Origin of the sequence: Hymenobacter qilianensis (assembly GCF_014489555.1) — a bacterium.
Classification (GTDB): Bacteria; Bacteroidota; Bacteroidia; order Cytophagales; family Hymenobacteraceae; genus Hymenobacter; species Hymenobacter qilianensis.
This window is the reverse complement of sequence record NZ_CP060784.1, coordinates 2815247-2829887: the sequence shown is the minus strand read 5'-3', so window position 1 is coordinate 2829887 and position 14641 is coordinate 2815247. Positions and strand designations below refer to the sequence as shown.

The 14641-nt window shown below is 54.9% G+C and carries 9 protein-coding genes and 1 pseudogene; all 10 read right to left on the bottom strand.

Going from position 1 to position 14641, the window contains the following annotated elements; translation table 11 throughout:
- Positions 1–332: 332 nt before the first annotated feature.
- The 10 genes and pseudogenes from H9L05_RS13035 to H9L05_RS12990 all read right to left on the bottom strand — a co-directional run bounded on the left by H9L05_RS13035 (position 333) and on the right by H9L05_RS12990 (position 14570).
- Positions 333–1109: a glycoside hydrolase family 16 protein gene (locus H9L05_RS13035; RefSeq protein ID WP_187731341.1), complete on the bottom strand. Its 777-nt coding sequence runs from the start codon at positions 1107–1109 to the stop codon at positions 333–335.
- A 149-nt stretch (positions 1110–1258) separates the two neighbouring features.
- Positions 1259–2092, bottom strand: coding sequence for a hypothetical protein (locus H9L05_RS13030; RefSeq protein WP_187731340.1), 834 nt, complete (start codon positions 2090–2092; stop codon positions 1259–1261).
- 104 nt (positions 2093–2196) lie between these two features.
- Positions 2197–2523 carry a PKD domain-containing protein gene (locus tag H9L05_RS13025; protein ID WP_187731339.1) on the bottom strand — a complete coding sequence of 109 codons (327 nt, stop codon included), beginning with the start codon at positions 2521–2523 and terminating at the stop codon, positions 2197–2199.
- A 33-nt stretch (positions 2524–2556) separates the two neighbouring features.
- Positions 2557–4074, bottom strand: coding sequence for a RagB/SusD family nutrient uptake outer membrane protein (locus tag H9L05_RS13020; protein ID WP_187731338.1), 1518 nt, complete (start codon positions 4072–4074; stop codon positions 2557–2559).
- Positions 4075–4099: 25 nt separating this feature from the next.
- Positions 4100–7228 carry a SusC/RagA family TonB-linked outer membrane protein gene (locus tag H9L05_RS13015; RefSeq protein WP_187731337.1) on the bottom strand — a complete coding sequence of 1043 codons (3129 nt, stop codon included), beginning with the start codon at positions 7226–7228 and terminating at the stop codon, positions 4100–4102.
- A gap of 81 nt (positions 7229–7309) precedes the next feature.
- Positions 7310–9670 (bottom strand): beta-glucosidase, encoded by a 2361-nt coding sequence (locus tag H9L05_RS13010; RefSeq protein ID WP_187731336.1) that lies wholly within the window; start codon positions 9668–9670, stop codon positions 7310–7312.
- Between the two features lie 490 nt (positions 9671–10160).
- The gene (locus H9L05_RS13005) at positions 10161–12158 is read right to left on the bottom strand and encodes a 7TM diverse intracellular signaling domain-containing protein (protein WP_187731335.1); all 1998 of its coding nucleotides are present in this window, start codon (positions 12156–12158) and stop codon (positions 10161–10163) included.
- 60 nt (positions 12159–12218) lie between these two features.
- A pseudogene (locus H9L05_RS13000) lies at positions 12219–13156 on the bottom strand (1,4-dihydroxy-2-naphthoate polyprenyltransferase).
- Positions 13157–13238: 82 nt separating this feature from the next.
- The gene (locus H9L05_RS12995) at positions 13239–13745 is read right to left on the bottom strand and encodes a glutathione peroxidase (protein WP_223284416.1); all 507 of its coding nucleotides are present in this window, start codon (positions 13743–13745) and stop codon (positions 13239–13241) included.
- A 243-nt stretch (positions 13746–13988) separates the two neighbouring features.
- Entirely contained in the window at positions 13989–14570 is a 582-nt protein-coding gene (locus tag H9L05_RS12990; RefSeq protein WP_187731334.1) for an LOG family protein, read from the bottom strand.
- Between the last annotated feature and the right edge of the window lie 71 nt (positions 14571–14641).

Genomic DNA, 14641 nt, shown 5'->3' with positions numbered 1-14641 from the left:
TTCATTTAAAAATATGGTCTGTTATTAGAAAAAACTCGAATCAAAAAAGGCTCATTTTATCTGTTGCTTCACAGATAAAATGAGCCTTTTTTGATGCTATTCTACTGCATCGATTATTTCTTACTCGCTTAAGAAGAGCAAGAATTTTGAACCGACGTATTCCAATAAAGTCAAAGAGCCGGCTCGCACCTCAAACGCGACGAACCGGCTCTGACACTTGCTACCAAACTGAATTGCTCAGTCTGGAGCAAGGATTGATTAACTGTTGCAAAGGCTAAGGGTTACTTAGAAAAAAGCCCCCAGAGGTCAGCTAAGACGCTTTTGCAGCAGCTTTATTTGTACTGATAATACCGCACGTAATCAACCTGCATCTGCTTGGGAAATGTGGTGCTGGCATCGGGGTTGCCATCAAAATCGCCCCCCACGGCTACGTTCAGGATCATGTAGAACTTATTGTCGAAGGGATATGGGGAAGCGTCGTTGGGCGTAATGGTGAAATACTGCTGCCCATCCAGAAACCACCGCAGCTGGCCCTTGCTGCGCACCAAGCTGAAGATGTGATAATCGTCGGAAAAATCGCCGCTGGGCAAGCGGATCTCTGTGCCTTTGAACTTGCGCTCGGCCACCGTATTACCAAAGTGCACGGTACTGATATTCACCGCTGGCTGACTGCCGCGTAGCTCCATAATGTCGATTTCGCCGCAGGCTGGCCAGGGTGCCTGGCTGTCGTTGCTGCCCAGCATCCAGATGGCCGGCCAGATGCCTTTGCCCTTGGGTAGCTTCGCACGTACATCGATGCGACCGTAAGCAAAGTCCTGCTTGCCCTTCGTAATGATGCGGGCGGAGGTATACTGCCGGTTGCGCAGCTGCTCCTGCTTCGCCTGAATGGTCAGGTTGCCGCCAGTGAGAAAGAGGTTTTCGCTGCTGTTGGTAGTGGCTTGCAGCTCATTATTGAACCAGTTGTCGCTCACTTCATAGGTCCACTTTGTCTGGTTCAGTGCGCTGCCCTCAAACTCGTCGCTCCACACCAGCTCTGTGTACTGATTATAGTCGCGGGGGTCGGCGTTTACTTCGGTGGCGGCGGGTGGCGTGGGCGTTGGGGCCGGCACAGAAGCTTCTTTTTCCTCTGTGCAGGCCGTTGCTGTTAAGCAACACAGTACAGCACCAACAAAAATGCCCCCAAGCTCCGATAATACTTCAAATCATTTTTCATGCAACAAACAGTTAATCAACAGCATACAGAGCTCTCAGCACAACTTTACTTGGCCACGAATTTCATGGTAAATACGGTACCTCCGTTTGCACCACTACCCGCCCGCAACGTCATCTTCTTATCATCGATGGAGATAATGCGGTACACGCGCTCGGTGGGTGAGGCATCGGTAGTGCCGATAAAAGCATTGTTCCGCGCCAGAACAAACTGCGCTAAGCCAGTGCCACTTGCTGGGCCAAAGGTGAAAGCTGAAGTACCAGACTGCGCTGGCTGACAGGTAAAGCCGGCGGCAGCCGAGAACGTTTCAGCCTTCGCATTATAAGTCAGCGTATTCGTCGTGGAGAACGTGTACTCGTCATCGGACTGGCAAGTGGGCAACTCGCCTGCCTTTACGCCTGCGAAGTACTGTAACGGATTACCTTCCGTACCTACTATAATAGGCGCATCGGTAGCGTTGTCGAGCATCCAGGTCTTAGACGAACCACCCGTAAGCAGCTGACGAACAGGATCAGTAGCGTTGAAGGGCACAAGTGTTACTACGGTTTTGGTGCCATTGGCATTCGTGCTTTTCAGACGCAGACGCTGGGCAGTGGCCTCCACGATGTCGTAGGTGCGGGCCGCGGCGGGGCTGGAAGTGCCAATGAAGGCATTATCAGCCTGGAGAACAATTTGGGCCGGGCCGCCGCCATTGGGACGAAACCGGAAGGCAGAATTGGCATCAGCTGCGGTAGCGCAAGCGCCGTTCACTGAAGTTTGCCCCCCGCTCTTGTAGATATACTGGTAGCCGCTGCTGAAGCTGAACTGATCGTCGGCCTGACAGGCAGGCAGGCTATTGGCAGCCGAGCTCGACACCACCGTGCGGTCATCGGCCGCCAGCACTTCTATCGCGCCGGCGGCGCGTGAGTACGTCCAGACCGTGACACCTCCCCCGTTACAGTCGGTAAGGCCCGCGAAGGATGCATTGGCGCAAGGCGAAGGAACTACTACGTCCTTCTCGGGCGAAGTGCCGGTACCACCCCGACCCGCGGCGGTAAGGCGAACCTTATAGGTGCCCCCCGGGGATAGGTGTGTGTCACGGTTTCGCCGCTGCCAGTAGAGTTGTCGCCAAAGTCCCACTGGTAGAGAAAGCTATTCTGGCTGGTATTTGTGAACGTGACAACGGTAGGAAACTCAGTGGTATTGACCTCAGCCGTAAAATCGGCCGTTGGCACTACGCCTTCTATCTCCCCCGTGTCTTCTTTATCGCAGGAGGCCAGCAGCAACGAGCCGCTCAGTAGCGCCAGACCCGCTTTATTCCAGATATTTTTCATACAAATCAAAGTAAATCGTCGGTGGGAAGTGGCTTAGTAGCCAGGATTCTGAATGAGAGCAGGGTTGGCATCAATCTCCGACTGCGGAATGGGCAGCACCAGATTGGTAGCCGTTGGTACGCCGCGCTGCACACCAAGCGTCCGCAGGAAAGCGGAGTGCTCAGTCATGCGCGTAATGAACTTGCCCGTCCGCTTCAGGTCAAACCAACGGTCCATCTCAAAGGCCAGCTCGTAGAGGCGCTCGCGCAGCACGGCATCCGTAAAGTTGGGGGTCGTCGTGGTCAGGTCGCGGGCGGCAGAAGGCGTATTAATAGGCAGCCCGAACGCACGGCGGCGCACTTTGTTGATGGCTTCTACGCCCTCAGCTGTTGGTCCTACGGCCTCCGCCAGAATCAAATACACCTCAGCCAGGCGCATCACCTTCATATTCAGGGGCGAATCCCAGATGTTGGTGTTTACTTTACCGATAAACCATTTCTTGGAGCTGTAGCCGAAGGGAGAACCCGGCAGGCTACCAGGATTCGTTCCGCCACCGGGCCACGCGTCGCCAGGTGCGAAGATGCTGACGGCTTTGCGCGTATCGCCGGCCTCGTAGCCATTCACGAAGTCGGGCTCCGGAATGTTGAAGCCGTAGCCATCGCCTACGGGCGTGAGTCCACCACCGCGGGGGGCAAAAAACTGGTTGGCCGCCGAGCCTACATTGTTGCGGTCGTACTGGTTGCGGCCGTTCACGAACTGCACCTCAAACAGCGACTCCTGGCCGTTGTCGTTTTCTACTTTAAAGATATCGGCGTAGTTGGCGTACAGGGTTTTGCCGGAGCCAGCAATGACCTCGCGGGCCCGCTGCGCGGCTTCGGTCTTTTTATCCTGGGTGAGATATACCTTGGCCAGCAGCCCCGTAGCTGCCCACTTCGTAGCCCGGCCGATATCTTCGCCGCTATACGAAGCGGGCAAATTACCGATAGCCTCAATCAAGTCCTTTTCGATCTGCGCATATACCTGCACGGCGGGCGTACGTGGGATATTTACCTCAGCCGCCGTGACGGGCGGCACAGTATACAAAGGCACATCACCGTAGGCCCGCACTAAGTCAAAGTAATACTTGGCCCGCAGAAACTGTGCTTCGCCCAAGCAGCGCTTTTGAATATTCGGATCAATATTCGTAATCAGGGGCACCTTCTGCAGCACAATATTAGCCCGCTGAATACCAATAAAGGACCCGCCCCAGAGGCGGTTAGCAATGATATTGGTAGTGGGAATATTGTAGTTGTCGAGCTGCTGGTATTCAATACCATCGCCGCCGCCGCCGCCGCCCGTAGTCGAGACGTCCGCCATAATATCCATGGCCCACAAAGCCGCGTTGTACTGCCCTTCCTTCGTCAGCTCGCTATAAGCGGCCGTAACGGCCTGAATGGCGTCGGTCTGGGTTTTGTAAAAGTTGGCGTCCGTTATCTGGTCGGTGGGGGCCTCCTCCAGGAATTTCTCGCCGCAGCCGGTCAGTAAGCCCAGCGTGAGCAGAAAAGCGCCGCACGTATATTTTGAGATAGTCATTGTTCTGTGGAAATTTTAGAAAGGATTAAAACCCGATGTTTAAACCGGCCATGAATACGCGCGACTGGGGATAGATACCCAGGTCGACGCCGCTGGCGCTCACCTCAGGATCGAAACCGCTGTACTTAGTCAGCGTGGCCAGGTTCTGAGCCGTGACGTACACGCGCAGCTGGGTGGCCGAAATCCGGCTCATCAGGCCTGTTGGCAGCGTATAGCCCAAAGTCAGGTTTTTGATGCGGGCATAAGAGCCATCTTCGATAAAGTAAGTAGACACACGCAGGTTGGTGTTCGGGTCGCCACTAACGGCGCGAGGCACGTCGTTGCTGGTGCCGGGGCCGGTCCAGCGGTTCAGTACGCGGGTAGTGCCATTGGTAGTACCATACAGGGCGCCTTCCGTGATGTAGCGGTTCAGGTTGTACACGTCGTTGCCCTGCGAGCCTTGAATAAAGAAGCTCAGATCGAAACCCTTGAAGGTCAGATTGTTGGTAATACCGTACGTGAAGTCGGGGTTAGGATTACCGATAAAGGTCCGATCATCGGCGTTGATGACATTATCCCCATTCAGATCGCGGAAGCGGATATCACCGGGTGCGGTGCCGGTTTGCTGGGTGGCGTGCGCGGCTACTTCATCCTGCGTCTGGAACAGGCCATCGGCCGTGTAGCCGAAGAACGAGCCAAAGGCATAACCCTCGTCGTAGCGCACAATGGTGCCGCTCAGCGAGCCCAATCCGTTGTAAGGCAGGCCTTCACCCAATGACTCCAGCTCCGTTTTGAAAGCCGACAGGTTCAGCGTCGTGGTCCAGTTGAAGCCTTGCCCTGAGCCCTGCACATTGCGGGAAGTAAAGCTAAAGTCGACACCACGGTTGTAAGCGGAGGCCGCGTTACGATTTACTGGCTCGTAGGTGCCCGAAGCGATGAGCGGCGGCACGGGAGCAATCAGGTTGGGCGAGCTACGGTTGTAGAGGTCGATGCTGGCCTCGAAGCGATTTTCCAGGAAGCCCATGTCCAGACCAATGTTTGCCTGGTTGTTGGTTTCCCAGCGCAGCTCAGGGTTAGCTAGGCGCGTGGGTGCGCCGCCCGTATTGATCGTGCCATCCGGACCGAACGGATACGTGATACCGAAATTGACCGAGTAGAGGTAAGCAAAACGCCCGGCGTTCAGTGGGTTACCCACTTTGCCGTAGCCGGCCCGCAGCTTCAGGTTGCTGACGGTGGTGTTGTCTTTCAAGAACTCCTCTTCAGAGATGCGCCAGCCGGCGGATACACCAGGGAAGAAGCCAAACTTATCGCCGGGAGGGAACACGGAGGAACCGTCGTAGCGGGCTACGGCTGAGAGTAGGTACTTACCATCAAACTCGTAGTTGAGGCGACCAAAGTAGCTGGCCAGGCGCTGGGGGGCATTTATGGTGCCCGCATTAGCCAACTGCGTATTGAGCGGACCAGCATTGATTACCTGCAAGTCGTTGCGAAGATAGCCCGTGCGATAAGCCTCTACGTTGCTGCGGTTAAACTCCTGAGCCGACTGGCCTAACAGAACTGTAACCTGGTGCTTGTCGGCGAAGAGATGATCGTAAGTGGCCGTGTTCTCGATCAGATAGGTAGGCGCGTAGGCGGAAGTAGCCGTGGCACCTGCCACCGTATAGCGTGAGCTGTAGCCTGCCAGTGTCGGCGCAGAAGGAGCAAACGCATTGAAGTTGTCGAAGATAAAGTCGCCACCTACGTTGGTGCGCAAGCGCAGGCCTTTAACTGGCTCAAGTTCAGCGTATAAGCTGATCAATGCCCGGTTGCGAGTAAACTTCTGGTTGGTTCGCTGGGCGCTGGCGAGGGGGTTCTCCTCAATAAAGTTATCGACGCTGCCGCTTGGCTCATACCAGTAACCATCGGGGCGGTAAGGCTGCACGGTAGCCGGGATACGCAGTAAGTGCTGCACCACGCCATATTCTCCGCTGTTGGTCGTCACCTGACGGTCCTCTAAGTGCGTGAGCTGAATGCTGTTGCCTATCTTCAGCATTCTGCCTAACTGCACGTCGCCATTGGCCCGCAGAGTAAAGCGCTCGAAGTTGGTGCCGACAATTGTACCGTCCTGCTGGAAATAGGTACCCGACAATGCGTAGCGTGCGCTTTCGCTGCCGCCCGTAGCCGAGAGGGAATAGTTCTGAATCTGAGCCTGACGGAATACGAGGTCCTGCCAGTCGGTGCCTTCGCCCAACGCGGCCGGGTTGCGCAACTGGTCCACCACAATGGGCAGACCCGCCGCGATGCGGTTTTCGTTGTTGATGAGGGCATATTCCTGGGCGTTCAGCAAGTCCAGCTTGCGGGCCACGCTCTGGATACCGCGGTACACATCCAAATTGACGTTCGTCTTGCCGGCCTTGCCGCGCTTGGTTGTAATGATTACAACTCCGTTGGCAGCACGCACCCCGTAGATAGCCGTCGCCGATGCATCCTTCAGAATATCAATGGTTTCGATATCATTGGGGCTGATGGCGTTCAGCTGATTTTCCTGGTCGCTGGAAGGCAGCGGAAAACCATCTACAACGTACAGCGGGCTGTTATTACCCGCTGAAGTTATGCCGCGAATACGTACCGAAGTACCAGCAGCGCCGCCAGGAGCGCCGCCGTTGGAGATAATGGTAACACCGGAAACCTTGCCTTGAATAGCCTGGGTAACATCAGCTACCGGCTGGCGCACAATCTCTTCACTGGCCACCGATGAAATAGCGCCGGTTACGCTGCCCCGCTCCTGGGTGCCGTAACCTACCACGACTACTTCGCTCAGCGACTTCGTATCGCTCTCCAGTGTCACATTAAGACTGGTAGTTGCTCCTGTTACGGGGAACTCGCGGCTGGTAAAGCCAATGGAACTGAACACCAGCGTGCTGCCCTCGGGCACGTTGAGCGAGAAAGTACCGTCGCTGCTGGTAGAAGCACCTATGGATGTGCCCTTTACGAGCACCGTTACGCCCGGCAGGGCTTCGCCATTGGACTGAGTTACGCGCCCCGATACGGGCACATCAGCCGTTGCCAGAGAAGCGGCAGCGGGGCTGGGGGGCAAATTTCGCCCGGCCAAAGCGGGAGCCACAACCGCTGGCAACCCACAGGCCGTCAGCAGAATGGCTCTTCGCAAGAAGGATGAGTAAGAATTTAGGGTCATGTGGGTAGGAATAAGTAAGCTGAAAGCAAGCGTGAAAAAACCGATCAGCACCGACTATTCGTCGGCGCTACAGGTGAGAAATTAAGGTTTGGAATCTTTTGCGGCGCGGCCCGCTCCTCCTGCCTGAGCAGAAGCACCCGCGTAGCGAAAACGTTTTAGTTGATCGCCAATACGAAGCGTGAAATAGCCATCTTCTAGTTGCCGGCGGCCATCAGCGTCTGGATAAGTTAAATCGCGTTGGGGCTGAATCTCAAAAACCAGCTCACGACTTTCACCAGCCTTGTATTCGGCTTTTTCGAAGTGCTTGAGCAAGCGCACGGGGCGGGTGATGCGGCCTACTTCATCGGTCAGAAACCAGAGCGCAGCCTCTTTACCGGCGCGGGAGCCAGCATTGGTCACGCGCACGGTAGCACGCAGCGTAGCGTTGCCGCTGAGCACTGAGTCGGTGAGGGTTAAGTCGCTGTAGCGGAAGGTGGTGTAGCTCAGGCCCTGCCCAAACTCGGTGAGCATAGAAGGCTTGTATTTTGCCCCCCGGTTCTCAAAGCCAGCACCAAAGTCGCTAAGCTCCAGGCTGTTCTCATTATTATCGTGGTGATAGGGCGAGAAGTGCCCGGCAAACTGCGGATAAGTGAAAGGTAGCTTGCCACTGGGGTTCACCTTGCCGCTGATAATCTCGGCAATAGCCTGGCCACCGCCAAAGCCGGGCAGCCCGCCCCACAAAATGCCCCCCGAACCATCGGCTACGGCCCGAATGATGCTGGGCCTCCCTCCTATCACCACCAGTACAGAGGGCTTGCCTACGGCCTGCACTGCCCGAGCCAATTGCAGTTGATCTTCGGGCAGCGTCAGGTCGCTGGTATTACCTAATCCTTCCGTGTAAGGCCGTTCGCCAAGAGCCATAACAATAGCATCGGCGCGGCGCGCGGCAGCCGTTACGCGCGGCAGCGCCAACGCCCCCGCGGCATCACGGTAGGCCACGGTTTCAACCTGGGCATTCGGGTACTCCTTCTTTAAGGCTGCGTAAATAGTCAGAACTTCCTTAGGATAAGCCTCTTCTGCCCGGCCCTGCCACGCCAGTGTCCAGCCGCCGGCCAGGTTTGCGCGCGAGTCAGCTGAAGGACCAACCACCAACAGGCGCTTTACTTTAGACGCTGCAAGGGGCAGTAAGTTATTCGTGTTTTTGAGCAGCACGATAGACTCGCGAGCAGCCTCTACGGTTTGTTGTTTCAGGGCGGGGTCGCCAATCCGGCTGAGGCGGTCGGTGCGGGGCATGGGGTTTTCGAACAAGCCCAAGTCATCCTTTAATTGCAGTATGCGGCCTGCCGACAAGTTGATGCGTTCTTCAGTCAGGCGACCTTCCTGCACTAGCTCCTTTACCAAGGTGCAAAAGGTCGTCGTGTAGGGCGTCATGGCCATATCTACGCCCGCATCAATGGCCATAAACGTGGCTTCCTTCTCGTTGGCGGCTACTTTCTGAATGCGCACTAAGCGTATGATGTCTTCCCAATCGGTGACGGCCACGCCCTGAAAGCCCATTTTGGTGCGGAGCAGATCGGTGAGAATGCGGCGCGAAGCGTGCACCGGCTCACCGTTGATCTGCCCGCTATTGATCATGATGCTCTTCAGTCCTGAATCGATTGCGGCCTGAAAAGAAGGACGAAAAAACTCCTCGATACGCTGATCGGAGATTTCGGCTACCGTGCGGTCCCATCCGGTACGCGGATCGGAATAGCCGAGGAAATGCTTACCGCAAGCGGCCACCTTATAGGGGGCAATTTCCTTGTTTTCCTGCATCTCCCGCACAAAAGCAGCGCCCATCACCGACGCTACCAATGGATCTTCGCCATAGGTTTCGTAAAAGCGGGGCCACTGCGCATTTACCCCTAAGTCTATGACGGGAGCGAACACCCAGTGATGGCCCAGATCAGCCGACTCAAGCACGGTAGCGCGCGCAGCCTGACGGGAAAACTCAGGATTAAAAGTGGCCCCCAGGTTTAAGTTGTGAGGAAAAATGGCCGCCCCGGAAACATAGCTGGCCCCGTGCATATGGTCGATGCCATAGATGATGGGAATATGCAGACGCGATTCGCGCATCGCAATTCGCTGTAAAGCAGCCGAATACTTAGCCCATTGCGCTGGCTCTACAGCCTCACCATTTAGAAAGGAGCCGACGTGGAATTGCTTGATGAGCGGTATCAGCTTGGCGGAGTCTAAGGTGATGTCCTTCTGCTGCCCAGTATTATTTATGGTTGTGTTGGCGAGCTGAGTCATCTGCCCGATTTTCTCCTCCAGCGTCATTTGCGCGAGCAGGGCGCGCACCCGCTCGCTCACAGGCGCAGGCTTAAAGCTGGTGGCGGGCTGAGCCGAACCAGCGACAGTAGTTGCTGGAACTGTGGCGGCAGAAGTGCTTGCCCGCTGGCAACCCTGACTAGCACTGAGCAACACCCCAAGCGTGAGCCCTTGCAGAGCAAGCTTGCCAAGATGGCTCGGCGCTGCTGCTCCCGTATTTGTGAAAGGAAAAGATACCCGTAAAAAGGAAGTAGGTAATCTCATAAGGACAGGGAAGTTTTCCCAAATATATCCGTCCTTGTTTTGAAAATGCAAAGCAAAAAAGCCCCCCACAGCCTCAAAACGAACTTTTTATAGGTATACTAAATCTAATTTATACACTTACTGCACACGTAAAACCCAGCTAATTACGGGCTGCTGCGCTATAGCTGACTTAAGCCCGAGAAAGCAGACAACGGCTAAGAAACAATGAAAAAAAGCGAAGTCAGACAGATTTTTTTTCAATAAAACACTCAGCTAGTCGTCTTTTAAATGGTTTTCCTCTGAGACACCGTATACCAGCTACTCTGCCCAGCGTTACCTGCAAAGCCTACTTCGCGTCTGGGCGGCAGACATAAGTTTAGTTTGCTGCTGGTGGGAGGCTTCAGGCCTTTTGAGAAAGTGAAGCGGAAAATTCTGATTCAGAAGTTTCATCTGCTTCGCTGGTCGCGTCAAGCAGGATATGTGTCCAGCTTTCGTTTACCTCATAATCAGGTGACAGGCGGCGGCGGCGCATGGCATCCATTACTTTCTGACTAAAGCTCCAGCACGTGGCTTGGCGCAGGTCCAGAAGGCGGGACATCTCCTGGGAGGAGTAATTGCCTTGGTGGGCATTGATCAGGAACACTGCATACAAAGCCTTGACTATCGAGAACTTACACTTCTGCAACATAGTGTAGGCCGTGGCCGACTCCACGTAGCGGCAGCGGGTACAGCGCCGCGCGTGGGGCTCGCGGCCGGTGCAATACTTCTCGTAGCCACACTTGCGGCACTGGTAGCCGTTTGCCCATTTCAGGTCCGCTAAGTAGCTCAGACAGGCATCTTTGTCGGGATAGATCTGGCTGAACTCGCCAAAATCTACCTCTTTGGCTAAGACACGGGCGGTCTGGGCCTGCTGCAAATCGTGCTGAAGGTTGGCATTTAGCTTTTCAATAGCGGCCGATTGCAGGGCTAATAATCCGTTGGCTTGCAGCAGTTCGCGGTTTTGGGCAGCTATGGTTTCGCTTTGCTGACGCAGTTCCTGGGTGCGTCGGGCTACCTGCGCTTCCAGCTCTGAGTTGAGTTGATCCTTGAGCTGCTGATTTTGCTGGAGCTGCTCCACCAGGCGGTCTTGGGCCAAATGCTTTTTGCGGAGCTGCTTCACCAGGCGAGCCTGCACGGCCAGCCGGGCATCTTTAATTCCCTTAATCTTTTCGCCCAGCGCATAGGATAAGATAGTCACTTCCACCACAAACGCCACGTTCATGCTATACACGGTGAAGTGATTATTTAAGAATTCGATGCCAAGCTTGCGGGTAATGAGGAAAACCAAACTGACAGCTACCAGCGCGTGCGCCAGCAAAAAATAGCGCGCCGCCCGCAGCCCCTGCTGATACACCAGCACAGCGGCATAATAAATAAGACAGTAAGGCAGTAGATACAGCCAGAAGCTGAAGCCCGATTGCACTACCAGTATATCGGCCAGCAGCAGGGCCACGCTCAGGGCGCCAATCAGCCGAATCCACCAATCGAGGCGGGGCACGCGTAGGGATGTATCGAGGAAGCCGCGCGCGTAGTGCATAAAGGTAAAGAGCAGCACTACGGGTGCGCCAGCATTGATCAGGCGATTAAGCCACGGCAAATCTGACCACACATACTCAAACCCCAGCCCGTCCTCGGATAAGAACAATAGGCTACAGCTCAGCACGTACAGCACGTAGCGCAGGTAGGTTTCTTCCCCGATAAAAAGGTAGATGCACAGATTATACACTACCATGATGAAGAGCACTCCATAAAAGCCCCCCAGCAATCCGTATTGGGTCTGGAAATGGGTGAGCAGCACCGGCTCATTGCGCATCATGGCGCGAAAGCTCGTCTTGGAATCGGACGCTAAGCGCAGGTAGTACGTTTGAGTCTCACCCAGCGATAAGGGAAGGTCAAACAGAAAGTCTTTGTAAGGATGGGGGCGCGTGGCGAAAGGCAGATCGGCACCGGTATGAAACTGCTTGTAGCCGGTAGCGGTAGGCTGAAAAAATCGCACATCATTGATGTGGGAGTCGAATAAATCGAGGAACCAATGCGTGCCAGATGGGTCTTCGTTGCGCACGGTAAAGCGCAGCCAATACGCCGAATTCGTATTACTCATGTTCGGTGCGCCGGTGTAGGGGGCAAACTGGCTGGCCTTGGCCGGGCGGCGCACGTCATGAATTGTTAACTGGCTCGAGGAGTCTTCCAGCACACTATAGTAGGAGCCATCGATGAAAAAATCGGCTCCGGAAGGTCGCATTACCAGCGTGTCTTCCGTGGCGGCCCGCGCCGAAGTAGTGGCAAAAAAGCTGAACAAGCAGCTCCACACTAATATAAACCGAGTAGAGAATAACAAGGATAGGCTTAGGGCACGCATAGTGCTGGCTAATGTACACATTTGCCCCCAGAAATTGCTACAAATGCGCAAGAGCCGGGTCTACAGAAGCTGCCCTATTCCAAACAACAGCACAAATACCAGTGTACTCATGGCCATTTGCTTCAGCAATGGGTCGAGTTTTTTGGAGTCTTGTCGCGCCCAAACCTGACGGCCATTAAACCAAAACAGTGGTACAGAAAGCAAAAACAGCCACTGCCAAGGCGAGTGATAGGTAAGCGCCACGTATACAGTGGCGCTGCCCAGGCCGAATATCAGCAGTAGCCAGTGGTAGCGCCGCGCCGATTTGCCCCCCAGCCGCACGGGAATCGTGATTTTACCGGCCAACTCGTCGGAGCGCAGGTCGCGGATATTGTTCACATTGAGCACGGCCGTAGCAAAGCAGCCCAGACTAGCAGCGGGCAGCCATACAGCCAGCGGTAGCGTCTGGGTTTGCAGAAAGTAAGTGCCGCCCACGCCCACGAGCCCAAAAAAGATGAACACCGACACATCGCCCAAACCGGCGTAACCATACGGATTACTGCCTGCCGTATAGTTAATAGCGGCCCAAATAGCGGCCAAGCCCAGCAGCAGGAACGTGAGCAGAACCCACATGCCAGCCGCGCCTAGCGCTACCCACAGCAGCGCCAGCCCAGATACAAATGCAGCCACGCCAAACACACCCATAGCCTGCTTCATACGGGCCGGTGTGATATAGCCGGCCTGCACCGCCCGCAACGGGCCTTCGCGGTGCACACTGTCGGCGCCGTTTTGGGAATCGCCGTAGTCGTTGGCGAGGTTACTCAGAATCTGGAGTAAGATGGTAGTGAGCGCCGCCAGCCCAACGACTGCGCCATTAAATTGCCCCCAGCGGCAGCTAAAAAGCCCCCCGTGAGAATGCTGGCTAAGGCCAAAGGCAACGTGCGCGGCCGAAAAGCCGAAACCCAAGCGCTGACGGGGCTTGGGTGGGGAGGTGTAGAAGAAGCCGAAGAGGAAGTCATACGCCAGAAGCGAAAATCAAAACGTCATGCTAAGGATCTCGAAGCATGACGTTTTGCAAAGCAAACAAAAGCTATAAACCTTTTATTTCAGAATAGCACTCACCAGTTCATCGCTCATGGGCTTCACTTTGGAAGGATAAAAGCCGATTACGTGGCCTTGCTCATCCACCAGGTATTTGCAGAAATTCCAGGTAGGCGCGTCGCTGATAGCGCCGTTCTTGGTTTTGTCGGCCAAGAACTGAAACAGGGGCGCCGTGTCGTCGCCTTTCACCGATACTTTCTCAAACAGAGGAAAGGTTACACCAAAGTTCTTCTCGCAGAAAGTGGCAATCTCCTCGTTGGTACCGGGCTCCTGACCACCAAAATTATTGGCTGGAAAGCCCAGCACCGTCACTTTGTCGCCGTGATTTTTGTGCAACTCTTCCAACTCCTTGTATTGTGGCGTATAGCCGCACTCCGAGGCCACGTTTACGATGAGCAGCTTTTTGCCAGCAAACTGGCTTAGCTTCAAATCTTTACCATCAATGGTTTTGACAGTGTAATCGTACACGGTGCCAGCAGCGGCGGTTTCGGGAGCAGTGGTAGTCATGGTATTAGAATTAGAATCGGTTGTAGGCTGAGAGGAAGAGGAAATTCCGCAGGACGCAAGCGCGACCGTTAGAAGAATGACTGATGCTTGCATGGGGGGCTTTTTCAAGGGCTAAGTATAAAAACCAATACGGGTAGCATCGCCCAAACCGCTGGTACTGACACAATGTTTCGGACTTGATATGTCAGAGGATAGAAACAAAGTCGTGCTTACTTCTATCTCCTCAATCAGCCGGTTGTCGACTTAAGTAGTGGGTGGTGTCAGCCATTTTTCTACCTCAATCGGCTCAAAATGCAGCATCTTATCCAGCAGCACTGATGGCGATTCGTGCTGCAAGAGCTGCGCACGGTTCTCCTGGCGCAGCAGCCCCTCCCGTGCCATCGTATCGAGCAGGGCCAGCAGCTGATCATAGTAGCCGCCTACGTTGAGCACAGCCACCGGCTTGCGGTGCAGTCCCAATTGCGCCCAGGTCAGCACTTCAAATAGCTCTTCCAATGTGCCGTAGCCCCCGGGCATAGCCACAAAGCCTTCCGCCAAATCAGCCATCAGCAGCTTTCGCTCGTGCATTGACTTCACGATGTGCAACTCGGTCAAACCGCGGTGCTCTACTTCCTTCTCCACCAGAAAATCGGGGATGACACCAATGGCCCGGCCACCATGGCGTAGCACGCTGTCGGCCACAGCACCCATGAGGCCTACCCGACCACCACCATAAACCAGCATCATATTACGCTCGGCCAGGGTTTGCCCCATTACTTCCGCCTGCTGGCGGTAGATATCATTGAGGCCGGCATTGGCACCGCAGTATACTGCTACACTTTTCATACAGGAAGGTATTCGTCGAAACACATAGGAGCGTATTTCGGCTTTGACTACTTAGAAAACTGCCTGCCTTA

Excerpts from the sequence above, each read along its gene's own strand:
- H9L05_RS13025 (WP_187731339.1), bottom strand. The coding sequence starts at position 2,523 with ATGAAAAATATCTGGAATAAAGCGGGTCTGGCGCTACTGAGCGGCTCG.
- H9L05_RS13020 (WP_187731338.1), bottom strand. The coding sequence starts at position 4,074 with ATGACTATCTCAAAATATACGTGCGGCGCTTTTCTGCTCACGCTGGGC.
- H9L05_RS13015 (WP_187731337.1), bottom strand. The coding sequence starts at position 7,228 with ATGACCCTAAATTCTTACTCATCCTTCTTGCGAAGAGCCATTCTGCTG.
- H9L05_RS13005 (WP_187731335.1), bottom strand. The coding sequence starts at position 12,158 with ATGCGTGCCCTAAGCCTATCCTTGTTATTCTCTACTCGGTTTATATTA.
- H9L05_RS12995 (WP_223284416.1), bottom strand. The coding sequence starts at position 13,745 with ATGACTACCACTGCTCCCGAAACCGCCGCTGCTGGCACCGTGTACGAT.
- H9L05_RS12990 (WP_187731334.1), bottom strand. The coding sequence starts at position 14,570 with ATGAAAAGTGTAGCAGTATACTGCGGTGCCAATGCCGGCCTCAATGAT.